Origin of the sequence: Gordonia westfalica, from assembly GCF_900105725.1 — a bacterium.
GTDB classification, from domain to species: Bacteria; Actinomycetota; Actinomycetes; order Mycobacteriales; family Mycobacteriaceae; genus Gordonia; species Gordonia westfalica.
On record NZ_FNLM01000034.1, the window covers coordinates 400,132 to 423,255 of the forward strand.

Genomic DNA, 23,124 nt, shown 5'->3' on the forward strand with positions numbered 1-23,124 from the left:
CAACACTTTCCGCATCACCGACCCTGGGACATCCTATGACCACCATCGGATCCGTCGCGGCGAACTTCACCCGCGATCTCGAACAGAACTACGCGACAATCGAACAGTACGTCGTCGAGGCGCGGGCCCGCGGCGTCGACTTCCTGGTCTTCCCGGAGGCGGCGATCGGCGGATACCTGTCGTCGCTGGGCAACCACGGCGACACCCGTAAGAACAGTGCACGGTCGCTGCCACCGGCGATCTCCCTCGATGGACCCGAAATCGCGCGGGTGCAGTCCATCGTCGGAGATCTGGTGGTGGCGATCGGGTTCTGTGAACTCGGCGAGGACGGCGAGACCCGCTACAACGCGGCCGCCGTTCTCGATGGCCACCGGATCTACGGCAGTTACCGGAAGGTCCACCAACCGCTCGGCGAGAACATGTCGTACTCGTCGGGCGAGGGATACGGCGTCTTCGACACCCCGATCGGACGTGTCGGACTCCAAATCTGTTACGACAAGGCGTTTCCCGAGGCCGCCCGCATCATGGCTCTCAAGGGTGCCGAGATCATCGCCAGCCTGTCGGCCTGGCCGGCCGCACGCACCGCCACCGCCGAGAACCTCCAAGAGGACCGGTGGACCTACCGGTTCAACCTCTTCGACGCCGCTCGCGCCCTGGAGAACCAGGTGTTCTGGGTGGCGTCGAACCAGAGCGGGACCTTCGGGTCGCTGCGGTATGTGGGCAACGCCAAGATCGTCGACCCGGGCGGCAACATCCTCGACACCACGCTTCTGGGCAGCGGACTCGCGGTCGCCGAGGTGGACATCTGCGAGAGCTTCACCGCGATGCGTGCCGGCATGTTCCATCTGCGGGACCGCCGACCGGAGGTGTACGGCCTGCTAACCGATCCGGAGAACGCCGACGACCTCGCCTGGCGGGACCTCGCTCATGCCTGAGATGACCGTCCAGGTGCGGTGGCCCGACGGGCAGTTCCGCCAGTACTACTCCCCCAGCCTGGTCCTCCACGATCACCTCGCGCCGGGGTCCTACCGCGTCGACGACTTCCGGTCGCGAGCCACCACCGCGCTCGAAGAAGCGAGCTCACGCGTACGGGCCAAGTACGGCTTCGCGTGCACCTCTGCCGCCGCGTCTGCGGAGGCCATCGCCGGCGACGCTGGGCGACATCCAGATTCGGCGGAGGTCGAAGTGGTCTCGATGTACCCGCCGTTGCCGGGCGCGGAGGTTTCGACGCGGGTCGTCGCTTCGCTCCGTCCCGGCTCAACCAGCGGTGAGAGCGCGGGCGAGTCCTCGCTCCGTCCCGGCTCAACCAGCAGTGAGAGCGCGGGCGAGTCCTCGCTCGGTCCCGGCTCAACCAGCAGTGAGAGCGCGGGCGAGCCCTCGCTCCGTCCCGGCTCAACCAGCGGAGAGGACAGGAGCGTCGCAGAGTCGGGCGCCATCAGCGGAGGGGAAGACTCATGAGCGCGAACACATCGGCAGCGCACGTGCCGGTCGTCGTCATCGGCGGCGGACAAGCAGGGCTCTCGGTCAGCTGGTACCTCGGCCAGGCCGGCGTCGAACACCTCGTCGTCGAAGCCGATACCGCAGTCCATGCGTGGGCCGACAAACGTTGGGACAACTTCACTCTCGTAACGCCCAACTGGCATTGCCGACTACCCGGCTACGCCTACGACGGTCCCGATCCGGACGGGTTCATGACACGCGACGAGGTGGTGGCCTGGCTGAAGGGGTGGCTGCAGACTTTCGATCCGCCGCTCGTCGAACACACGCGGGTGACCCGTCTGCAGCGGCTGGGCGCGGACCGGTTCGAGGTGACCCTCGACGGTCCGGGTGGCGTCAGCACCATGACATGCGATCAGGCGGTGATCGCGACCGGAGGCTATCCCCTGCCCGTGATCCCGGCGTTCGCGTCGGCGCTCGACGCCACGGTCCAGCAGATCCACTCCGAGCAGTACTTCAATCCCGAACAGCTGCCCGAAGGTGCAGTGCTCGTCGTCGGATCTGGACAGTCGGGTACGCAGATCGCCGAAGACCTGCATCTGGCAGGCCGCCAAGTGCATCTGGCCGTCGGCAATGCTCCGCGGGTCGCCCGGTTCTACCGGGGACGCGACTGCATGACGTGGTTGTCGGACATGGGGCTCTACGACACTCCGACCCAGGAGTTCCCGGGTGGCCGAGCCGCGCAGGAGAAGACCAACCATTACGTCACCGGCCGCGACGGTGGCCGCGACATCGACCTACGACGCTTCGCCGTCGAGGGCATGCAGCTCTACGGAATGCTCACCGACGGCAAGGATTCGACGCTGCGGTTCGCACCGACGCTCACCGATGCGCTGGACAAAGCCGACGCCACCTACAACTCCATCTGCTCCGACATCGACCGGCACATCGACTCACTCGGGATCGAGGCACCGGAACCCGCTCGGTACGAACCGGTCTGGGCTCCCGGCGAAGATCCTGCCGAACTCGACTTGGCCGCGGCCGGCGTCACGTCGATCATCTGGGCCATCGGCTACCGACCCGACTACCGGTGGATCGAGGCCAGTGCCTTCGACGGCGGTGGGCGCCCGATGCAGACGCGCGGGATCACCGAGGTTCCCGGACTCTGCTTCGTCGGGTTGCCGTGGATGCACACCTGGGGCTCCGGACGCTTCCTCGGGATCGATCGGGATGCGCGGTATGTGGCGGAGCACATTGTGGGTGCTCTGGATGAAGGTCGCCCGCGGCTGGCGGCGGCGCAGTAGGTGGCTGAGCGGGATGCGGTGGTCGCCAGCCCTTCGAGGCTCGTCGCTGGCGCTCCTCGCACCTCAGGGAGCGAGGGCACGCACCTGAGCACATCAGGGAGCGAGGGCACGCACTCGAGCACATCAATTCCTCAAGGAGAGGAGTACCCATGACAGTATCCACACGAGTTGACCTGGCACTGCTCGGGATTCGAGGCGAGCCGCCCGTGCAGCGGACCGGCGGTGCGGGGCCCAGCGACGACGGCCATCTCATGGTCGACGGCCTGCATGCCGCGATCCCCCGGAACCCGCAGAGTCCGTTCGTCTTCGACGGCGACCGCGTCCTGTACGACGGCGTGGACGTCGGCATCGAGGTCGAGGCGATCGGCCGACCCCGCTTCTACGACCTGCAGACCGCCGACGGCGTCAGCTACGAGAAGATCGCCCGCCTGCACGGCCGCAACGTCCTGGCGACCACGGTGGTGCAGACGTGCATCCGATACGACGAGTCCGAGCGGTGCCGGTTCTGCTCCATTGAGGAGTCGCTGCGATCGGGATCGACGATCGCGGTGAAGAAGCCCGATCAACTGGCCGAGGTCGCGCGTGCCGCAGTCGAACTCGACGGCATCACCCAGATGGTGATGACCACCGGCACGACCAATGGCCGTGATCGCGGGGCCAGGCACCTCGCACGCTGCGTCCGCGCGATCAAGGACGCGGTCCCCAACCTTCCGATCCAGGTCCAGTGCGAACCGCCCGCCGACCTCGCGGTCCTCACCGAACTGCGCGAGGCCGGCGCGGATGCGATCGGCATCCACGTCGAATCGCTCGACGACGACGTGCGGCGCCGGTGGATGCCGGGCAAGTCGTCGGTCTCGATGGACGAGTACCGCGCCGCATGGGCGGAAGCGGTGCGCGTGTTCGGGCGCAACCAGGTGTCGACGTATCTACTCGTCGGGCTCGGTGAGGACACCGACGAGATGATTGCCGGCGCCAAGGAACTCGCCGACACGGGCGTCTACCCGTTCATCGTGCCGTTCCGTCGTCACGCGGGAACGCTCGCCGTGGACGTCGACGATGCGCCCGCACCGGATCCGGCGATCGTGGAGAAGATCAGCCGCGAGGTCGCCGGGCATCTCACCCTCATCGGGATGTCCGGGGCGGATCAGCGGGCCGGGTGCGCGGCGTGCGGGGCGTGCAGCATCCTGCCGACGGTGGGTGGCTGAGATGGAGGGGTCCTTTCGATACGCCCCTCCGCAAGCTCCGGGGCTACTCAAGGAGCAGGGACCTTCCGCTCCGCAAGCTCCGGGACTACTCAAGGAGCAGGGACCGCCCGCTCCGCAAGCTCCGGGACTACTCAAGGAGCAGGGGCCTTCCGCTCCGCAAGCTCCGGGGCTACTCAAGGAGCAGCGGCCGGTTGAGCTGTCGATCCTCGCCGGCCGACGCCGCGTCGTCGCACGTCCGGATTTCCTCATCACGGTCGCCGACACCGCCGCCGAGCACACCGCTTACCGCGCGATGCGGCATCACGAATTCGTCGATCGGCAGGGCCTTTTCGCGCATTCCGACCTGGACGACACGGACGACGACCCGCGCACGGTGGTCCTCGTCGCGACCCTCGCGGACGGGACGCTCGCCGGCGGGGTTCGCGTTGCGCCGGTGCGGTGGGACGGAGCGTCGGACACCGAGGACATCGGTTGGTGGTTCGGTAGCCGACTCGTGGTCGCCGACCCCGGGCACGCGGCCGGGATCGGTCCGGCGCTCGTCCGGGCCGCCTGCGCGCACATCGAACAACAGGGCGCACTGCGTTTCGACGCCACCGTGCAGGATCGTTACGCGCGAATGTTCCAGCGGCTCGGCTGGGAGGACTGCGGCGCGGGCCCGGTGATCGCGGGTCAGGCACATCGCGAGATGCGGTGGGCGATCCATCGCATCCAGCGGACCGTCGACGGCACCAAAGCGGTTCTCGCCGGGGCACTTGCGCCATTCGCCGAACAGGATGGCGGGCTCGGGGCGGCGGGTTTCCGCGGCGACGACGGCGTCCCGCTGCCCGGGACCGACGTGATCGCGGCCTGCGATGCGATCATCCCGTCGATGATCGAACGCGATCCCGAGTGGGCCGGTTGGTGTTCGGTGCTGGTCAACATCAACGACCTGTCGGCGATGGGTGCACGGCCGATCGGACTGCTCGACGCCGTCGGTGCCCCCACGACCTCGCATCTCACCCGCATCATCCGCGGTATCTCCGCCGCGGCACGGGCCTGGCAGACACCGGTTCTCGGCGGTCACACCCAAGTCGGTGTGCCGTCGGCGCTGTCGGTGACGGCGTTGGGCACCACCGGCAGTCCGCTGCGGGCCGGTGGCGGCGCCGTCGGCGACACCGTGACGCTGCACGCCGACCTCGGCGGGTCCTGGCGGCCCGGTTATCACGACCGTCAGTGGGACTCGACGAGTTCGCGCAGCAGCGACGAACTCTGTGCGATGGCAGGTCATCTCGCGAAGGTCGGACCCGCGGCCGCGAAGGATGTGAGCATGGCCGGGATCGCCGGGACACTCGGCATGCTCGCCGAGGCGTCGGGCACCGGAGCAGAACTCGACGTGACCGCCGTGCCGCGGCCGGACGCGGCGTCGACGGGTGCATGGCTGACCTGCTTCCCCGGATACGCGATGCTCAGTACGGACCGACCGGGTCGTCGTGCGGATGTACCGGCCCCGAGCACGCTGTCCATCGCGGACTGCGGACGTCTCACCGCCGAGCCCGGGGTGCGGTTGCGCTGGCCCGACGGCGCGTCGACCGTCGCGGTGGCCTCCACGGTCACCGGGCTGGGGGCCGCGTGATCGGACCCCGGCTGACCCCTTCTCCGTACACCCCGGCCAGTACTGTTCGACCATGAGCACTGTCACCCTCGGTGCTCTCGCCGCGCACTTCGGACGCGACGTGGAGCGCGGTGTGTCCAAGGCCGTCGGCATCGTCGAGGCGGCCGTCCGCGACGGCGTCGGTCTGCTCGTCTTTCCCGACGCGACGCTCGGCGGCTACCTCGGCGACCTGCGGAATCCCGATCCCGACGAGCTGCCCCCGGCGCTGGATCCGGACGGGCCCGAACTGGCCGCGCTCATCGCCGCCGCGGGCGACACGACGGTCTGCATCGGCTACACCGAGGCCGACGGTGACCGGCACTACAACACCGCGGTCTGTGTCTCCGGGGACGGGATTCTCGGCACGCACCGCAAGGTCCACCAACCTGCCGGTGAGTCCCTCGCGTACGCGGCCGGGGACGAGTTCCGCTCCTTCGACACCCCGGTCGGCCGGGTCGGCATGCTCATCGACTACGACAAGACCTTCCCGGAGTCGGCGCGGACCCTCGCCCTCGACGGTGCGCGGATCATCGCCGCCCTGTCCGCCTGGCCGGCGAGCGTGACCGACCGCGCCGCCCGGTTGCCCGCCGACCGGCAGTCACGCCTGTTCGACCTGTACGACTGCGCCCGCGCCGCCGAGAACCAGGTGTTCGTCGTGTCGTCGAACCAGACCGGGGTCATGGGCTCGCTGCGGTTCCTCGGACAGGCGAAGGTCGTCGGACCCGGCGGTGACATCCTCGCCACCACGCGCTCCAAGGGTGGGCTCGCGTCCGCGACGGTCGACGTCGACGCGGAGATCGACCGCGCGCGTCGCGTGCTGAGCCACCTCGCCGAGCTGCGGCCGGACTCCTATCGAACGGCGTCCTCAGAGGCCGTGACAAGTCCGGCCGGGACACCTCGGGCCGGGCCGGTCGCGGACCTATCATGACCGGTGTGGACTCCCCCTCGCCGCGCGTCGCCCTGCTGACCTACTCGACGAAACCGCGTGGCGGCGTGGTTCACACGTTGAACCTGGCCGAGGCGATGGCGCGACTCGGCGTCGATGTGACGGTCTGGTCGCTGGCGCGCGGTGGCGACGATGGATTCTTCCGCGAGGTGGATCCCGCGGTGACGCTGCGGCTGGTGCCGTTCGCAGATCGGGAGAACGAGACGATCACCGACCGCATCGTGCGATCCATCGGCACCCTGCGCGACGCCTTCGACGCTCGCGACTTCGACATCGTCCACGCCCAGGACTGCATCAGCGCCAATGCCGTCGGCACGTGTATCCGCACGATCCACCATCTCGACCAGTTCACGACGCCGATCCTCGTCGAATGTCACGAGAAGGCCGTCGTGAATCCGTATGCGCGGATATGTGTGTCGCGGGCGGTCGCCGACGAGGTGCGGCACGGGTGGGGATTCACTCCCGATGTCATCCCGAATGGTGTTGCGTATCAACGGTTCGCCGATGCCGCGTCGGATGATGCCGAGGCAGTGGAAGCACGTGATCGATGGGCCGAGAAGCTCGGTGAGTACGTGCTCGCCGTCGGCGGCATCGAACCGCGCAAGGGCAGCATCGACCTGCTGAACGCGTATGCATTGCTGCGAGAGCGACATCCGGAGTTGTCGCTGGTCTTCGCCGGCGGGGAAACGCTGTTCGACTACCGGGACTATCGCGCCGACTTCGACCGTCTCCGTGCCGAACTCGACGTCGAACCGATCGTGCTCGGCAACGTGCCCGACGGCGAGCTGCCGTCGCTGGTCGCCGCGAGCCGGGTGTTCGCGTTCCCGTCGGTCAAGGAAGGGTTCGGGCTGGCCGCGATGGAGGCTCTGTCCGCCGGACGGCCGGTGGTGACCCGCGAACTGCCCATCCTCCGGGAGGTGTTCGGCGACACCGTCGCCTACGCATCGACGGTGCCCGAACTCGCCGACGCACTTTCGGACGCGCTGACGCCCGACCCAACGCGCGTCGACGCCGGGCGGTCGCTGGCAGCGTCGTTGACGTGGGAGGACGCGGCCCGTCGTCATCTCGAGTTCTATGCCCGCCATCCGCTGCCAACGCACGTCGACGCGCGCAGATGAGCGAGCATCCGCGCGCCGCCGAACGCGCCGGCATCCTCGCGGTGACGCTCACGGCGTTCCTGTGGGGGACGTCGGGGACGGTCGCCGCCCTGGCGCCGGCGCTCAGTGCGGTCACGATCGGTGCGATCGCCATGTCGGGCGGCGGGTTGTTGCAGGGCGCGATCAACGCTCGTGCGGTCCGCGCCGCGTGGCCGTCGTTGAGGCAGAGATGGCCGACGGTGCTGGCGGGCGGCGTGTGCGTGGCGATCTACCCGCTGTGCTTCTACGGGTCGATGCGCGTCGGCGGCGTGGCGTTGGGCACCGTGGTGTCCCTGGCGTCGGCACCGTTATTCTCGGCAGTCATCGAACGGGTCGCCGAGGGTCGGGCGTTGACGACGCGGTGGTCTGTTGCCTGTCTGTTGGGTATCGCCGGGAGTGTCGCTCTTGCTCTGTCGCGTAGCGAGTCCTCGCATGGGGACGTCGTGTCCGACAGCAGCGCGTCGACGTGGGGTGTCGTCCTCGGGCTGGGGGCGGGTGCGACGTATGCGGGGTTCTCGTGGGCGATGCGTCGGCTGATGAATCAAGGTCTCGCCCGCGGGGCGTCGGCCGGTGGCGTGATGGGACTGGGTGGGGTGCTGTTGCTGCCGGTGGTCGCCGTTTGTGTGCCGTCCGTGATCGACCATCCGGAAGGCCTTGTCGTTCTCGCGTATCTGGTCGTCGTGCCGCAGTTCCTCGGTTATGTGCTGTTCAGCCGCGGACTGGGACGGATCGACAGCTCGACCGCCACCACCATCACCCTCATCGAACCCGCCGTCGCCACGGTGCTGGCAGTCGTGGTGCTGTCGGAACCGATCACCGCGGTCGGCTGGGTGGGCATCGGTGTGCTGGCGGTGGCGCTCGTCGTGTTGATGGTTCCCGCGCGGCGTCGGCGATCGGTTAGCGTCGGGCAGAGAAGTACGCCGAGCGGCATACGTGCCGTGGATGAGGAGGTCATGCATGAAGCAGTTCCGAGAGGCCGTCGAGGCACGTGACGCGCAGGCGATGCAGGACCTGCTCGCCGACGACGTCGTCTTCACCAGCCCGGTCGCATTCAAGCCGTACCCGGGTAAGGCGATCACCTCGGCCATTCTGCGGGGCGTGCTGCGCGTCTTCGAGGACTTCCGCTACGTCCGGGAGATCAACGACGCCGGGGGTCGGGATTCGGCGCTCGTGTTCGAGGCCAGCGTCAACGGCAAGGCCGTCACCGGATGCGACTTCATCCACGTCAACGACGACGGCAAGATCGACGACTTCATGGTGATGGTCCGGCCGCTCTCGGGTGCGCAGGCACTCGCCGACGCGATGGGGGCGCAGTTCGACCAGATCGCGGCCGAAGCGGCAGCCGAGACCGCTGGAGGAACCAAGGCATGAAACTCGGACTGCAACTCGGATATTGGGCCGCGCAGCCGCCGGCCGGTCACGCCGACCTCGTCGCCGCCGCCGAAAAGGCCGGCTTCGACTCCATCTTCACCGCCGAGGCATGGGGATCGGATGCCTACACGCCGCTGGCTTGGCTCGGGTCGTCGACGAGCCGTGTGCGACTGGGCACCTCGGTTCTGCAGCTGTCGGCCCGGACGCCCACTGCCTGCGCGATGGCCGCGCTGACCCTCGACCATCTCTCCGGTGGCCGGCACATCGTCGGACTCGGCGTGTCCGGTCCGCAGGTCGTCGAGGGCTGGTACGGGCAGAAGTTCGCCAAGCCGCTGGGACGCACGCGTGAGTACATCGACATCATGCGTCAGGTCTGGGCGCGGGAGGCCCCGGTCACCAGCGCCGGACCGCACTACCCCCTGCCGTACAACGGCGAGGGGGCGTCAGGCCTGGGCAAGCCGCTCAAGCCGATCACGCACCCGTTGCGGGCCGACATCCCGGTGATGCTCGGCGCCGAGGGACCGAAGAACGTCGCGCTCGCAGCCGAGATCGCCGACGGCTGGCTGCCGCTGTTCTACACACCGCGTATGGCCGACACCTACAACGCGTGGCTCGACGAGGGTTTCGCCAAGCCGGGCGCCCGGCGGAGTCGCGCGGACTTCGAGGTCATCGCGACCGCACAGATCGTCATCACCGACGATCGGGAGGCGACCTACGCCGCGATCAAGCCCTTCCTCGCGCTGTACATGGGTGGAATGGGCAGTGAGGACACCAACTTCCACGCCGAGGTGTACCGCCGGATGGGGTACTCCGACGTCGTCGACGAGGTGACCACGCTGTTCCGCTCGGACCGCAAAGAAGAAGCGGCGCAGATCATTCCCGACGCGGTCGTCGAGGACTCGGCGATCGTCGGAGACGTCGATCACGTCCGCGAGCAGATCAAGGTGTGGGAAGCATCCGGCGTCACCACGATGCTGGTCTCCCCGCGCACGATCGAGGAGATCGATCAGCTCGCCGACCTGATCAGCTGATGCCGTCCCCCGCCCGGTTCACCATCATCGACGACGTCGTCGCGTTCCCGACGCCGACGGCGGTCACCTTCGACTACCTCACCGATCCGAGCAATCGGCCTGAGTGGCAGTCGAGTCTGCGTCGCATCGACGACCTGCAGACGATCGGTGACCGGGCGGGTGACGTCGGCACCAGTTGGAGCGATGTCACCGTCGTACCGGGTGTGGCTCCACGACTGGAGGTGACCGACTGCGAACCGTATCGGTTGTGGCGCGAGGTCGGTACGTGGCGGTCGGTCCATGCGGTGCTGACGTTGGGGTTCGACGAGCGGTCCGACGGCGGCACGGATGTGCGGGCGACGGCGACGTTGACCGTCCCGCTCGTCGGCGTGCCCGTGCTGCTGGCGAACCGGTGGCCGGCGGCATGGGCGATCCGCGCCGACCTCGCCCGCGCCGCCCGGCTCGTCGTCGACCATGATGGTCGGTGATGACCGGCCGCTCGGGTAGCGTGACCAGGGTGAACATGAAGAATGCGACGCTCGCGCTCGGCGCGGCCCTCATCCTCACGGTGGCCGGTTGTAGCTCCGACTCCGATTCCGATTCCGGCACAACCGAAGCCACCGGCACCGCCGCGGCCGGCAACACCGACACCGGCTCGGCCCCCACCAGCTGCCCGACGGCGCCGGCCAAGGACGACGCCAAGCCGCAGTGGACCTTCAAGGGCGCCACCGGCGGCCTCGAGATGGTCGCCGCGACCGCGACCGAAGCCCCGAAGATCACCGTCCAGTCGCCGTTCAGCGTTGATCAGACCGTGGTCGAAACCCTCGTCGAGGGTGACGGACCGGTCGTCGCCGAGACCGCGTCGGTGACCGTCTGCTATGTCGGCGTCAACGGGCGCAACGGCGACGAGTTCGACAGCGCGTACAAGACGGGCTCCCCCGTCGACTTCCCGCTCAACGGCGTCATCCCGGGCTTCAGCAAGGCGATCGCCGGGCAGAAGGTCGGCTCCAAGGTCGGCGTCGCGATGACGTCGGCCGACGGCTACGCCCAGGGCCAGCCGAGCGCCGGTATCGAGCCCGGTGACACGCTCATCTTCGAGATCGGGATCCTCGCCGCGTCGTAGGGTTTGCATTGAAACACGAAGGGCTGGTGGGTTTTTGCTCACCAGCCCTTCGTGGCTCGTCGCTAGCGCTCCTTGCACCTCAGGGAGCGGGTGTCAATGCATTCGATCAGCGGGTGCGGAATGGCGTCGTGTCCAGGTATGCGGGGCGAGCCGCACAGCCGGCCGGGCGGGGTGAAATCTCGTCCATCTCAGCGGCTTCCGAGGGCAATGTTCCCTCGGAGGGTGCTCACGGGGACGAGTTTTTCGCGTTGGGCCCGGCGATCGTGGAGGACGGGAGAATCCGCGCCGCTCACGAGTGTGCGGAATTGCGAAGGGCTGGTGAGTGATTGCTCACCAGCCCTTCGTGGCTCGTCGCTAGCGCTCCTCGCACCTCAGGGAGCGGGGGTGGTTTCGATACGGCTCGGCGCAAGCTCCTCGCACCTCAGGGAGCGGAGGTGGTTTCGATACGGCTCGGCGCTAACGCTCACCTACTCAACCAGCGGGGGTGGCGTCGCACGCTCCTCGCACCTCAGGGAGCGGGAGTCGTGCGGCGCGAAACGCGAACGCCCGGAGGCCTTCTGACCTCCGGGCGTTTCTCGTTGCGGTTTACAGCGCGCGGTGCCGGAGGTCGATCGGGAGACCGTCAGCCGGGGTCGGGCCCGTGCCGTAGGTGAGCTCCGGGCGGTAGCCGGCCGGGACCGTCCACTCGAAGCGCTGCAGCATCTGGTGCAGGATCGACTTCACTTCCATGCCACCGAAGTACAGGCCGATGCACTTGTGCGCACCGCCGCCGAACGGGGCCCACGCGAAGCGGTGGACCTTGTCCTCGCGACGCTCCGCCGAGAAGCGTTCGGGATCGAAGTGGGTCGGGTTGGGCCACCATTCCTTGCGCAGCATGGTCGCCCACGGGTGGATGGCCAGCAGGGTGCCCTTCGGGATGAAGTGCCCGCAGATCTCGGTGTCCTCGATGGCCATGCGGAACAGCATGCCGACGGGGGCGTTGAGGCGCAGCGTCTCCTTGAATGCGAGCTCCATGCTCGGAAGCTTGTCGACGTCGTCGTAGTCGATGGTCGGCTTGTTGAGGGCCAGCGATTCCTCGCGCAGACGCTGCTGCCACTCGGGGTGGCGGCCGAGGAAGTAGGTGAGCATCGACAGCGCGATGGTGGACGTGTCGTGCGCGGCCATCATCACGAAGATCATGTGGTTGACGATGTCCTCGTCGGTGAAGGTCTCACCCTCGTCGCTCTCGCTGTTGCAGAGGACGCTGAACAGGTCGTCGGCGTCGTTGCCGCGTCGCAGCGGGATCTCGGAGCGGAAGTACTCCTGCAGGACCTCGCGTCCGCGGAGTCCCTGCGCCCAGGTCCAGTTGCCGACGTCCTTGCGAACCATGGCCTGTCCACCGCGCACTGCGGCCTCGAAGGCCTTCTCGAGGCGGTGCGCCTCGGCTTCGCTGACGTGCGCACCCATGAAGACCTCGGTGGCCAGCGAGAGCGTCAGGTCCTTGGTGTTGGAGTACATGCGGAAGCCCTGGCCCACCTGCCAGTTGGCGAGGGTCTTCTCGATGTGCGGCGTCATGATGTCCAGGTAGCCGTTCAGGCGCGGGCGGCTGAACGCCTGCTGCATGATGCGGCGGTGCTGCATGTGCTCGTCGAAGTCCATGAGCATGACGCCACGACGGAAGAACGGACCGATCATCGGTTCCCAGCCGAGTTCGCTGGAGAAGGCCTTCTTGCGGTTCATCCAGACGGCCTCGATCGCGTCGGGTCCGACGAGAGTCACCATGTTCATCCCGAGCGCACCCGACCAGGACACCTGGCCGTAGCGCTCGAAGCGCTCCATCGCAGACTTCAGCGGGTCGGCGAGGGCTTCGAGGGTGTTGCCGAGGAACGGGATACCCGGATCGCCCATGACCGGCTTGAGGTCCGACCCGGCGGGCGGCACGGCCAGCGGACGCTCCTTACTGGGGTACTTGCTGCTCAGCTTGCCGAGCGCGCCCTGGATCTGCTTCTTGCGACTAGCCATCTACTTGCCACTCCCCGTTGATCCGATGTGCGTTACATCACTATGCACCATTGGAACGGATTTTAGCGGTTGTTTCAAGAGGCGTGTTTGCCGAGGTCGGTCAGCCGGCTGGGTTCGACGGGGTTCCGACGGCGGAGGCCGAGGTCAGACGGGGTGCGAGCATGCCGAAGGAGACGATCACGGTCAGACCCCAGATCAGATACGACGACCCGACGACGTGTTGCCACCACGCCCACGACAGCTCGGCGTCGTAGCGCTGCGGAACGTGCTGGTGCGGGGCGTACGCGAAGACGACCAGTCCCGTGCCGACCAGCCACCACCAGATCCTCGGCGCCCCGGGACGTGCGGCCAGGGCGATCAGCACCATCAGAAGCGGCACGATCCACACCCAGCTGTGGTCCCAGGCGACCGGCGAGCAGAACAACCATGCGAAGGCGACGGTCAGCACTGCCGCGACCTCGAGCGTGTCGTCGCGCCCGTTCCGAGAGGCCGACGCGGACAGCAGCCGCCACGCCGACCACGCGATGAGCAGTCCGACCACGAGCGCGACGCCGAGCCAGACGATCTCCGACTCGATGCCGAGCCGTGCGAGCTCGCCCTTGGCCGACTGGTTGTTGGCGAACTGCGGACTGCCGATCCGTTCGGTGTCGAACAGCGTCGACGTCCAGTAGGTGACGGACTCATCGGCCGCCAGGAGGTATCCGATCCCGGCATAGGCCACGGCCGACCCGGCACTCACGGCGAGGGCGCGCCAGTCGCGTCGAAGGAAGAACAGAAGGAGGAAGACGGCCGGGGTGAGTTTGATCGAGATGGCGAGACCGACGAGCAGGCCCCGCCACCAGCGGCCGCGGCCGAGGAGGGCGTCGATGATGACGAGCGTCATCAGGACGATGTTGATCTGCCCGAAGTTGAGGGTGTCGCGGACCGGTTCGAGCCACAGGCCGACGGTTGTCGCGGCCGTTGCGAGCCACCAGAGGTCCGTCGACGGGCGATCGGTCAGGTGCGCGACCACGATGCGGCAGACCAGCAGCAGGCAGGCGATGGTGACCGCGGTGAACAGCCCCTGCCCCAGGCCCAGCGGGACGACGGTGAACACCGAGAACAGGGCCGCGGCCAACGGTGGATAGGTGAACGGCAGGTAGGACCCGCCGCCGAGCGTCGGGAGCGTGCCGTAGAGGTCGCCGTTGTCGAGGAAGACACGGCCGCCCATGCGGTAGACGTCGAAGTCGATGCGATAGGGCGTCGGCGGGTTGTTCGGGAGAACGAAGATCGCGAGCGCGGCACTCACGACGAAGACGAGAAGCGTCAGCCGGCGCGCCCATGCCGAACGGAGGTAGCGATCGATCCCCAGCCGGGGAATGTCCACAACAGTCACGAGCCCTCTCTTCCGAGCGGGATCGTATCGCGGCGGACGCGAGCGTCAGCGGGGGCGGCGGTGACCCCGCTGGGTACTCGTGTGCTTCGGACTCAGGCTGTCACGGGATTCAGGCGGCGCCGGACTCGTCGGTGGCGACTTCTGGCGTCGCCTCGTCGGGATATCCGTCGAGCATGATCGTGGCGACCGCGCCCAGGGCCTCCTCCCATGCCGTGGTCATCGCCGGCGTCCACGCCTCGCCGCCGATCTCGCTCATGGCGGCGATCATGCATTCGGCGACCGCCGTGTACATCGGCCTGGTCACGCCGAGGCTCGCGTGGCGCTTGCCGAGGGCGTGCAGGTTGGTGGTCAGCCACTCCGCGTCCTCGAGATGGTCGAGAACCGAGACGACGGCGGTGCGCAGCATCTCGGCCTGAACGCGGGTGTCCCGCTGGAACATCGGCTTCACGCCCGGATAGCGCTCGAAGAGGATGTCGTAGAACCGGACGGTGAGACCGGAATCGGGTAGATCGACGAGGGTCAGGCTTTCTTCCAATAGTTGTTTGTCCATGCGCAGACCCTGCCGCCGCGGCGTTGCGTGCGGAATGTCGGGCCGCAGGGGCTGGGTAACGGTGATCTCACATGGGCCTGAGGGTCGTGTGAGATCGAAGAGTTATAGCTCCAAACCGCGGTGAGCACGGTTTGGAGCTATAAGACGGTTCAGGCGCCGACGTACTCGGCCAGGTGTTGGCCCGTCAAAGTCGACCGGTCGGCAACGATGTCCGCCGGAGTTCCCTCGAAGACGATCCGACCGCCGTCGTGTCCGGCGCCGGGTCCGAGGTCGATGATCCAGTCCGCGTGGGCCATCACGGCCTGGTGGTGCTCGATGACGATCACCGATTTGCCCGAGTCGACGAGCCGGTCGAGCAGGCCGAGGAGTTGTTCGACGTCGGCGAGGTGCAGGCCGGTCGTGGGTTCGTCGAGGATGTAGACGTCGCCTTTCTCCCCCATGTGCGTAGCCAGCTTCAGACGCTGTCGCTCGCCACCGGACAGGGTCGTCAACGGCTGACCGACCTTGATGTAGCCGAGACCGACGTCGACCATGCGATGGAGAATCTTGTGCGCTGCAGGCAGTTTGGCGTCACCGTCGGCGAAGAACGCCTCGGCCTGCGCGACCGACATCTCGAGAACTTCGCTGATGTTGCGGCCACCGAGGGTGTACTCGAGGACCTCTGCCTGGAACCGCTTGCCCTCGCACACCTCACACGGGGCCGCGACTCCGGCCATCATCGCGAGGTCGGAGTACACGACGCCGGCGCCGTTGCAGTTGGGGCACGCCCCCTCCGAATTGGCGCTGAACAGAGCCGGTTTGACGCCGTTGGCCTTGGCGAAGGCCTTCCTGATCGGTTCGAGCAGCCCGGTGTAGGTGGCCGGGTTAGAGCGTCGGGAGCCCTTGATCGCGGTCTGATCGATCGAGACCACCCCGTCGGCTCCGGCGACGGATGAGCTGATCAGCGAACTCTTACCCGAGCCGGCGACACCGGTCAGCACCACCAGGACACCGAGCGGGATGTCGACGTCGACGTCCTGCAGATTGTGCATGTTCGCGTCGCGGACCTCGAGTGCGCCGCTGGGTGTGCGGACCTCGGGTTTGACCGACGCGCGGTCGTGGAGGTGACGGCCGGTGAGGGTGTCGGCGGCGCCGAGTTCTTCGACCGTGCCCTCGAAGACGATCTCGCCACCATCGGTGCCGGCTCGCGGACCGAGGTCGACGACGCGGTCGGCGATGGCGATGACCTCGGGCTTGTGCTCGACGACCAGCACCGTGTTGCCCTTGTCGCGCAGGGCGCGGAGGAGGTCGTTCATGCGCTGGATGTCGTGCGGGTGCAACCCGATCGACGGCTCGTCGAACACGTAGGTGACGTCGGTGAGCGACGACCCGAGGTGCCGGATCAGCTTGGTGCGCTGGGCTTCACCACCCGATAGTGTTCCCGCCGGGCGGTCGAGGGACAGATAGCCGAGACCGATGTCGACGAAGGCGTCGAGATGCTCGCGAAGCGACTTGATCAGCGGAGCGGCCGACGGGTCGTCTAGTTCGGCGACCCACTGGGCCAGATCGCTGATCTGCATCGAGCAGGCGTCGGCAATGCTGATGCCCTTGATCTTCGACGAGCGGGTCTCTGCCGTCAGACGGGTTCCCTCACAGTCCGGGCAGGTCTGGAAGGTGATGGCGCGGTCGACGAAGGCGCGGATGTGCGGCTGCATCGCCTCGCGGTCCTTGCTCAACATCGACTTCTGGATCTTCGGGATCAAACCCTCGAAGGTGATGTTGATGCCCTCGACCTTGATCTTGGTCGGCTCCTTGTAGAGCAGGTCGTTGAGCTGCTTCTTGGTGTACTTGGCGATCGGTTTGTCGGGGTCGAAGAAGCCGCAGCCGCGGTAGATCCGGCCGTACCAGCCGTCCATCGAATAGCCCGGAACCGTCAGGGCACCCTCGTTGAGCGACTTCGACGCGTCGTAGAGCGCGGTGAGGTCGAAGTCGGACACATCGCCACGGCCCTCGCATCGCGGACACATGCCGCCGGTGACCGAGAAGCTGCGGCGCTCCTTGACCTTCTGGCCGCCCTTCTCGATGGTCACCGCACCGGCACCGCTGATCGACGCGACGTTGAACGAGAATGCCTGAGGCGACCCGATGTGCGGAGTGCCCAAGCGGCTGAACAGGATTCGCAACATCGCATTGGCGTCGGTGGCGGTGCCGACCGTCGAACGCACGTTGGCGCCCATGCGTTCCTGGTCGACGATGATCGCCGTCGTCAGGCCTTCGAGGACGTCGACGTCGGGGCGGGCCATCGACGGCATGAAGCCCTGGACGAAGGCGCTGTAGGTCTCGTTGATCAGGCGCTGCGATTCGGCGGCGATCGTGCTGAAGACCAGCGAGCTCTTGCCCGAACCGGACACCCCGGTGAAGACCGTGAGCCGGCGCTTGGGCAGCTCGACGTCGACGTTCTTGAGGTTGTTCTCCCGGGCGCCGTGCACGCGGATCCGGTCGTGGGTGTCGGCGGGATGAGCGTTGTTGTGCTCGGTGATCTGGGGAGTCGGGGCTGATCGGGGTGTCGACTTCGTGCGCGAGGCAGGGCTCATCGTGTCTCCATCGCGGCAGCGCGCCGTGGTGCGCAGCCATCGTCGTGATCGGGCATCGGATCGGAGTGTCGTACTGTCTGACTCGATCCAACCAGGAGAGTCATCGGTGGTTCGGCAACTCCCCCGGCAAGCGCCTCGGGCGGCGGGAGTCGACCGATACCGCACACGTGTCAGACCGCCTGGTCGATACGGATGAGGTTGCCCGCAGGGTCACGCACCGCGGCGTCGCGGACGCCGTAGGGCTGGTCCATCGGCTCCTGGATGATGTCGACGCCGTTGGCCTGCAACTTCTCGAACAGTCCGTCGAGGTCCTCGGTGGCGAGGGTGAGCGCGCCGTAGCTGCCCTTCGCGATCAGTTCGAGGATCGTCTGGCGTTCGGCGTCGGTGATGCCCGGGTCGGCGGCCGGCGGATGCAGGACGATCGAGGTGCCGGGCTGATTCGGCGGGCCGACGGTCAGCCAGCGCATGCCCTCATAGCCGACGTCCTTGCGGACCTCGAAGCCGAGCAGATCGCGGTAGAAGGCGAGAGCGGCCTCGCCATCGGTGTGCGGGAGGAAGGTGTACTGGATGGTGATGTTCATGGATGTCAGGCTAGGCATCCTCACCCCCGCTGCGCTTCTCGATTCCTGATCGGTCTCGTGATGTTCTTGGCCAGACACGCGGGGATGCCGTCGGTGGCGTCGGCGGACTGTTCGCGGTACACCGTCGGCGGAACCCCCACCAGCTCGGTGAACCGGGTGCTGAACGTACCGAGCGATGAGCAGCCGACCTCGAAACAGACCTCGGTGACGCTGAGATCGCCGCGACGCAGCAGGGTCATCGCCCGTTCGATGCGGCGTGTCATCAGGTAGGAGTACGGCGACTCACCATAGGTCTGACGGAACTTCCGGCTCAGGTGCCCGGCCGACATGTTCACGCCCCGCGCCAGCGCCTCGACGTCGAGCGGCTGCGCGTACTCGCGATCTATCCGGTCGCGGACCTGGCGGAGCAGGGTCAGGTCACGCAACCGCTGGTCGGAGTCGGATCGGGGCACAGGGTTGATCGTAGGCTTCGGTTGCGGGACGTGGGGCCAATGGCGTTTGGCTCACCAGGTCTTCGAGGCTCGTCGCTTGCGCTCCTCGCACCTCAGACAGCGAGAAGCCCGCGTCGCTCCTCGCACCTCAGACCGAGAGGCCGCCCACTGCGCTCCTCGCACCTCAGACAGCGAGAGGTGTCAGCGTTGAAGGAGGGCGGCGACGTCCGTGCTGATCGCGTCGAGCCGTTCAGTGGCCCGTGCGTGCGGGACCTCGTCGCCGGCGCAGTCGAGGACCACCTCGAGGTAGCACTTCAGCTTCGGCTCGGTGCCCGACGGCCGCACGACGACCCGGTCGTCGGCGGCGGTGCGCAGCACGAGTGCGTCGGTGGGCGGCAAGTCGTCGGAGCCCGGGGCGAGGTCGAGGACCTCGACGACCGCGGAACCTGCCAGCGCGTCGATCTGCGTCGAACGCAGCCGGTCCATCATCTGCCCGATCTCGGCAAGATCGTCGACGCGGATCGTGAGCGGTGCGGTGGCGTGCAGACCGTGGCGGCGTGCGAGGTCGTCGAGGAGGTCGAGGAGCGTGCGGCCGTCGGCGGCCAGTTGCTCGACGAGGCCGATCACGCGGACCATCGCGGAGATGCCGTCCTTGTCGCGCACGGCATCCGGGTCCGTGCAGTATCCGATGGCCTCCTCGTAGCCGTACCGCAGATCCGGTGTCCGGGCGATCCATTTGAAGCCGGTCAGGGTTGCGGCGAACCGCAGTCCGTGGTGGGCGGCGATCTTCCCGAGCAGTCGGCTCGACACGATCGAGCAGGCCAGTGTGTCGCCGGTGCGGGCAGAGTCGCGGGCGGCCTGTTCGCCCAGCAGCCAACCGATCTCGTCGCCGGTCAGCTGGCGCCAGCCGCCGTCGCGGGTCGGGGTGGCCACCGAGCAGCGGTCGGCATCAGGGTCGAGCGCGATCACCACATGCGCGTCGACGGCGCGGGCGAGGCCGAGCGCACGGTCGAGGGCCCCGGGTTCCTCCGGGTTCGGGAAGGCGACGGTCGGGAAATCGGGGTCGGGCGCGAACTGCTCGTCGACGACATGGACGTCGTTGATCCCGGCGGTGCGCAGCACGGCGAGGGCCGTCGTACCGCCGACTCCGTGCATCGGGGTCAGGACGACGCGGACTGGGCTGGGGTCGGTGCCGGGTCGGAGTCCTGCCGCCCGGGCGACGTAGGCGTCGAGAATCGCGTTGTCGAGGGGCTCGACAGCGGCTGCGTCGCGGGCGATCTCGTCGGCCGGCGGCGCAGAGTCGATGAAGGTCGCGATCTGCTCGTCGGCGGGCGGGACGATCTGGACGCCGCGGCCCGCTGGATCGGTGGCGCGGCCGCCGAGGTAGACCTTGTACCCGTTGTCGGCCGGAGGGTTGTGCGACGCGGTGATCATGACTCCGGCATCGCAGTCGAGCGCACGGGTGGCGTACGCGGTAACCGGCGTCGGCAGTCGACGGGGAAGGGTCAGGACGGTGAGGCCCTGCGCGGCAAGGACTTCGGCGGCGGCGTCGAGGAAGGCATCGGAACCGTGGCGGGCGTCGCAGCCGACGACGACGCGCGCATCGACGCCGACCGTGTCGGCCAGGTGGCGTCCGAGTCCGTAGGTGGCACGACTGACCACCGCGACGTTCATGCGGGTCTCCCCCGCCCCGACCTCACCGCGCAGGCCGGCGGTCCCGAACGTCAGGGGGCCGCGGAAGCGGGACTCGAGGTCGGCGGCCGCGCGGGCGTCTCCGGAGTCGGCCGCCTCGATGAGGCGTGTGAGTTCGGCGCGGGTCACCGGATCCGGGTCGTGGTCTCGCCAGGTACGCGCGGTCTCGATCACCCGCGCGACGCTATCAGTCAGCGAACACGACGGTGGCATTCGACGCGGTCGCCGAGAGAGACCTTGGCTCCCCGCAGGATCTGGGTATCCATCCCGACGAGCGTGATCTTCTCGGTGGGAACCGGCCGCGTCCGGGGATGACCACCGATCGTCGCGCGCGGCCCGACGCGGACTCGCTCGTCGAGGATCGACCAGGCGACAGACGCGCCGGCGCCGATGACGGAGTCGCCGAACACGACCGAGTCGACGACGCTCGCGCCCTTCTCGACGACCACGCCCGGTCCGAGCACGCTGCGTCGTACGGTTCCGCACACGTGGGCGCCGCTGCTGACGAGGCTGTCCTCCACGATCGCCCCGGCCTCGATGCGAGCCGCGGTGCGCTGGGGCTGATTGGTCAGGATCGGTCGCTCGGCACGGAAGACGTCGAGCTTGCCGCCGATCAGGTCCCGGTGCGCCTGCAGGTAGGTCTCCGGACGACCGGCGTCGATCCAGTACCCCGACATCGCATGGGCGACGGTCTTTCCGCGGTCGACGAACCACGGCAGCAGATGTTCGCCGAAGTCGCCGAGACCGGTGTCGTCGGAGGCCGAGCCCACCGTTGTCTCACGTGCCAGGAGTTCCAAGCCCTCGATGAGCACCTGTGGGTCGTAGATGAAGATCTCGGTGGCGATGGTGCGGGTCGTCGCCCGGTCGGGTTTGTAGCGGAACTCGCGCACCGTGCCGTCGCGTCGGGAGGTTACCGTGGCGTGCTGTGATGCCTCCTCGAGCGAACAGGTCGTGGTGACGACGGTGCATTCCGCGCCGCGGCGGCGGTGGGTGTCGAGAGCGTCGCGGAAGTCGAAGTCGTAGACGTGGTCGGCGCTCATCACGATCACCTCGGCCGGCCCGTGCTCGGCGATGCGGTCGCGGATCCGGTAGAGCAGATCGGCATTGCCGGTGGCGAAGCCGTCTTCGGTCTCCGGGGCGTCGGTCTGTTCGGGCATGACGATCCGGAGCCCGCCGCTGGTCCGGTCGAGATCCCATGGGCGGCCGCCGGCGACCAACTGGGTTAGGCTCTCGGCCCGATACTGCACGCACAGCCAGACGTCGTCGATGTGGCTGTGGTGCAGGTTCGACAGCGGGAAATCGATGAGCTGATAGTTCCCCGCGAACGGCAATGCCGGTTTGGCCCGCCGATCGGTCAGTACCTCCATTCGGGAACCACGCCCACCGGCCTGCACGATCGCGAGAACATCAGAGTGTCGCATCAGCCCAGTGTGCCCGAGAGGCACGGGCGGAAACCCGGACAGCGTCATCCAGGACTCTGGGGACCCGGGGTCCGCAACACGATCGGAGGAACGGTGGAACGGACCGACTGCCTGGTGGTGGGTGGCGGAATCGTCGGTCTGGCTGTCGCTCGTGCGCTCGCCCTGACCGGGCGCGAGGTGATCGTCCTGGAGGCCGCCGACGCGGTGGGTACACAAACCACCTCGCGGAGTTCGGAGGTCATCCATGCCGGCATCTACTACCACGAGGGAAGTCTCAAGGCGCGGTTGTGCGTCCGGGGTCGCGAACTCCTCACGCGGTACTGCGACGAGCGTGGCGTCTCCTGGCGTCGTCCGGGGAAGCTGATCGTGGCCACCGACGACGCCCAAATCGACCGCCTCGATGTTCTTCTCCGGCACGGGATCGCCAACGGTGTCGACGATCTACGACGGATCGCTCGCGACGAACTCCGCCGGCTGGAACCCGGGGTGAACGGCGTGGCGGCGCTGCTGTCGCCGTCCACCGGGATCGTCGACGTCGACGGAATGGTGCACGCGCTGCGTCGGGACCTCGAAATGACCGACGGCGCAGTAGCGTTGCGCAGCAGAGTGATTGGTGGGCGCATCGAATCCGGCGGGATCACCGTCGACACCACCGACGCCGGAGCGGCCTCGGCGCGCATGCTCGTCAATTGTGCCGGGCTCGGAGCGTGGCAGGTTGCACGATCACTGGACGGCTTCGAGGGACCGATTCCGCCTCGACATCTCGCCAAAGGGAACTACTTCGGATTGTCCGGAGCGGGAGCACCATTCGAGCACCTGATCTATCCGGTGCCGGTGGACGGCGGACTCGGCGTGCACTTCACGATGGACCTGGCCGGCGCGGCGCGGTTCGGACCCGACGTGGAGTGGTTGGGCGACAACCACACAGATGAGCTCGACTACTCGGTCGACGAAACACGTCTCACCGATTTCGAGGAGTCGATCCGACGCTACTGGCCCGGGTTGCCCTCCGGCACTTTGACTCCCGCCTACGCGGGCATACGACCCAAGACCAGCGGGCCCGGTGAGGCGGCCGCGGATTTCGCGATCCACGGCCCCGCCACGCACGGCGTCTCCGGCCTGGTCAACCTGTTCGGTATCGAGTCGCCCGGCATCACCTCGTGCCTGGCGATTGCCGAGCACGTCGTCGGGCTTCTGGAAACCTGATTCGTACCCCCGCTCATGAAATCCGTTTCGGCTCACTATTTTCGCGTGAGCGGGAACGGATTCTATGAGCGAGACCTCGTGCCGGTCAGCGGGGCGACCGGGTCGACGCGCCCCGACCGCGCGTCGACCCGG

At 67.7% G+C, this 23,124-nt stretch carries 21 protein-coding genes; 13 read left to right on the forward strand and 8 right to left on the reverse strand.

Going from position 1 to position 23,124, the window contains the following annotated elements:
• Positions 1-35 precede the first annotated feature (35 nt).
• The 12 genes from BLU62_RS07160 to BLU62_RS07215 all read left to right on the forward strand — a co-directional run bounded on the left by BLU62_RS07160 (position 36) and on the right by BLU62_RS07215 (position 11,162).
• Positions 36-935 (forward strand): carbon-nitrogen hydrolase family protein, encoded by a 900-nt coding sequence (locus BLU62_RS07160; protein ID WP_074848888.1) that lies wholly within the window; start codon positions 36-38, stop codon positions 933-935.
• Complete coding sequence (locus BLU62_RS07165; protein ID WP_074848889.1) at positions 928-1,458, forward strand: MSMEG_0570 family nitrogen starvation response protein; 531 nt, start codon at positions 928-930, stop codon at positions 1,456-1,458. The genes BLU62_RS07160 and BLU62_RS07165 overlap by 8 nt, the downstream gene beginning before the upstream one ends.
• The gene (locus tag BLU62_RS07170) at positions 1,455-2,741 is read left to right on the forward strand and encodes an MSMEG_0569 family flavin-dependent oxidoreductase (RefSeq protein WP_074848890.1); all 1,287 of its coding nucleotides are present in this window, start codon (positions 1,455-1,457) and stop codon (positions 2,739-2,741) included. Before BLU62_RS07165 ends, BLU62_RS07170 begins: the two co-directional genes overlap by 4 nt.
• Before the next feature lie 149 nt (positions 2,742-2,890).
• A complete protein-coding gene (locus tag BLU62_RS07175; RefSeq protein WP_074848891.1) occupies positions 2,891-3,946 on the forward strand; it encodes an MSMEG_0568 family radical SAM protein in 1,056 nt (351 codons plus the stop codon).
• A 1-nt stretch (position 3,947) separates the two neighbouring features.
• Positions 3,948-5,558 carry an MSMEG_0567/sll0787 family protein gene (locus BLU62_RS07180; RefSeq protein WP_244278092.1) on the forward strand — a complete coding sequence of 537 codons (1,611 nt, stop codon included), beginning with the start codon at positions 3,948-3,950 and terminating at the stop codon, positions 5,556-5,558.
• A 52-nt stretch (positions 5,559-5,610) separates the two neighbouring features.
• Positions 5,611-6,504: a carbon-nitrogen hydrolase family protein gene (locus tag BLU62_RS07185; RefSeq protein ID WP_074848892.1), complete on the forward strand. Its 894-nt coding sequence runs from the start codon at positions 5,611-5,613 to the stop codon at positions 6,502-6,504.
• Positions 6,501-7,640 carry an MSMEG_0565 family glycosyltransferase gene (locus BLU62_RS07190; protein ID WP_074848893.1) on the forward strand — a complete coding sequence of 380 codons (1,140 nt, stop codon included), beginning with the start codon at positions 6,501-6,503 and terminating at the stop codon, positions 7,638-7,640. The genes BLU62_RS07185 and BLU62_RS07190 overlap by 4 nt, the downstream gene beginning before the upstream one ends.
• A complete protein-coding gene (locus BLU62_RS07195) occupies positions 7,637-8,650 on the forward strand; it encodes a DMT family transporter (protein ID WP_074848894.1) in 1,014 nt (337 codons plus the stop codon). Before BLU62_RS07190 ends, BLU62_RS07195 begins: the two co-directional genes overlap by 4 nt.
• Entirely contained in the window at positions 8,616-9,029 is a 414-nt protein-coding gene (locus BLU62_RS07200) for a nuclear transport factor 2 family protein (RefSeq protein ID WP_074848895.1), read from the forward strand. Before BLU62_RS07195 ends, BLU62_RS07200 begins: the two co-directional genes overlap by 35 nt.
• Positions 9,026-10,060 carry an LLM class F420-dependent oxidoreductase gene (locus tag BLU62_RS07205; protein WP_074848896.1) on the forward strand — a complete coding sequence of 345 codons (1,035 nt, stop codon included), beginning with the start codon at positions 9,026-9,028 and terminating at the stop codon, positions 10,058-10,060. Before BLU62_RS07200 ends, BLU62_RS07205 begins: the two co-directional genes overlap by 4 nt.
• On the forward strand, positions 10,060-10,527 hold the full coding sequence (locus BLU62_RS07210) for an SRPBCC family protein (RefSeq protein ID WP_074848897.1): 468 nt from the start codon (positions 10,060-10,062) through the stop codon (positions 10,525-10,527). The genes BLU62_RS07205 and BLU62_RS07210 overlap by 1 nt, the downstream gene beginning before the upstream one ends.
• A gap of 35 nt (positions 10,528-10,562) precedes the next feature.
• The gene (locus BLU62_RS07215) at positions 10,563-11,162 is read left to right on the forward strand and encodes an FKBP-type peptidyl-prolyl cis-trans isomerase (protein WP_074852747.1); all 600 of its coding nucleotides are present in this window, start codon (positions 10,563-10,565) and stop codon (positions 11,160-11,162) included.
• 585 nt (positions 11,163-11,747) lie between these two features.
• Here BLU62_RS07215 and BLU62_RS07220 read toward each other — a convergent pair.
• The 8 genes from BLU62_RS07220 to BLU62_RS07255 all read right to left on the reverse strand — a co-directional run bounded on the left by BLU62_RS07220 (position 11,748) and on the right by BLU62_RS07255 (position 21,786).
• A complete protein-coding gene (locus tag BLU62_RS07220; RefSeq protein WP_074848898.1) occupies positions 11,748-13,163 on the reverse strand; it encodes a cytochrome P450 in 1,416 nt (471 codons plus the stop codon).
• Between the two features lie 100 nt (positions 13,164-13,263).
• On the reverse strand, positions 13,264-14,538 hold the full coding sequence (locus BLU62_RS07225) for a glycosyltransferase 87 family protein (protein WP_074848899.1): 1,275 nt from the start codon (positions 14,536-14,538) through the stop codon (positions 13,264-13,266).
• 109 nt (positions 14,539-14,647) lie between these two features.
• Positions 14,648-15,088: a globin domain-containing protein gene (locus BLU62_RS07230; RefSeq protein ID WP_074848900.1), complete on the reverse strand. Its 441-nt coding sequence runs from the start codon at positions 15,086-15,088 to the stop codon at positions 14,648-14,650.
• A gap of 149 nt (positions 15,089-15,237) precedes the next feature.
• On the reverse strand, positions 15,238-17,661 hold the full coding sequence (locus BLU62_RS07235; RefSeq protein WP_074848901.1) for an ATP-binding cassette domain-containing protein: 2,424 nt from the start codon (positions 17,659-17,661) through the stop codon (positions 15,238-15,240).
• 170 nt (positions 17,662-17,831) lie between these two features.
• On the reverse strand, positions 17,832-18,242 hold the full coding sequence (locus tag BLU62_RS07240) for a VOC family protein (protein WP_074848902.1): 411 nt from the start codon (positions 18,240-18,242) through the stop codon (positions 17,832-17,834).
• Between the two features lie 20 nt (positions 18,243-18,262).
• Positions 18,263-18,694, reverse strand: a complete 432-nt coding sequence (locus tag BLU62_RS07245) for a helix-turn-helix transcriptional regulator (RefSeq protein WP_074848903.1) — start codon at positions 18,692-18,694, stop codon at positions 18,263-18,265.
• A gap of 180 nt (positions 18,695-18,874) precedes the next feature.
• Positions 18,875-20,578: a phospho-sugar mutase gene (locus BLU62_RS07250; protein WP_074848904.1), complete on the reverse strand. Its 1,704-nt coding sequence runs from the start codon at positions 20,576-20,578 to the stop codon at positions 18,875-18,877.
• Positions 20,557-21,786, reverse strand: a complete 1,230-nt coding sequence (locus BLU62_RS07255; protein WP_074852748.1) for a glucose-1-phosphate adenylyltransferase family protein — start codon at positions 21,784-21,786, stop codon at positions 20,557-20,559. Before BLU62_RS07255 ends, BLU62_RS07250 begins: the two co-directional genes overlap by 22 nt.
• A 93-nt stretch (positions 21,787-21,879) precedes the next feature.
• Here BLU62_RS07255 and BLU62_RS07260 point away from each other — a divergent pair, with 93 nt between their 5' ends.
• Entirely contained in the window at positions 21,880-22,992 is a 1,113-nt protein-coding gene (locus BLU62_RS07260; protein WP_074848905.1) for an NAD(P)/FAD-dependent oxidoreductase, read from the forward strand.
• Positions 22,993-23,124: the final 132 nt, after the last annotated feature.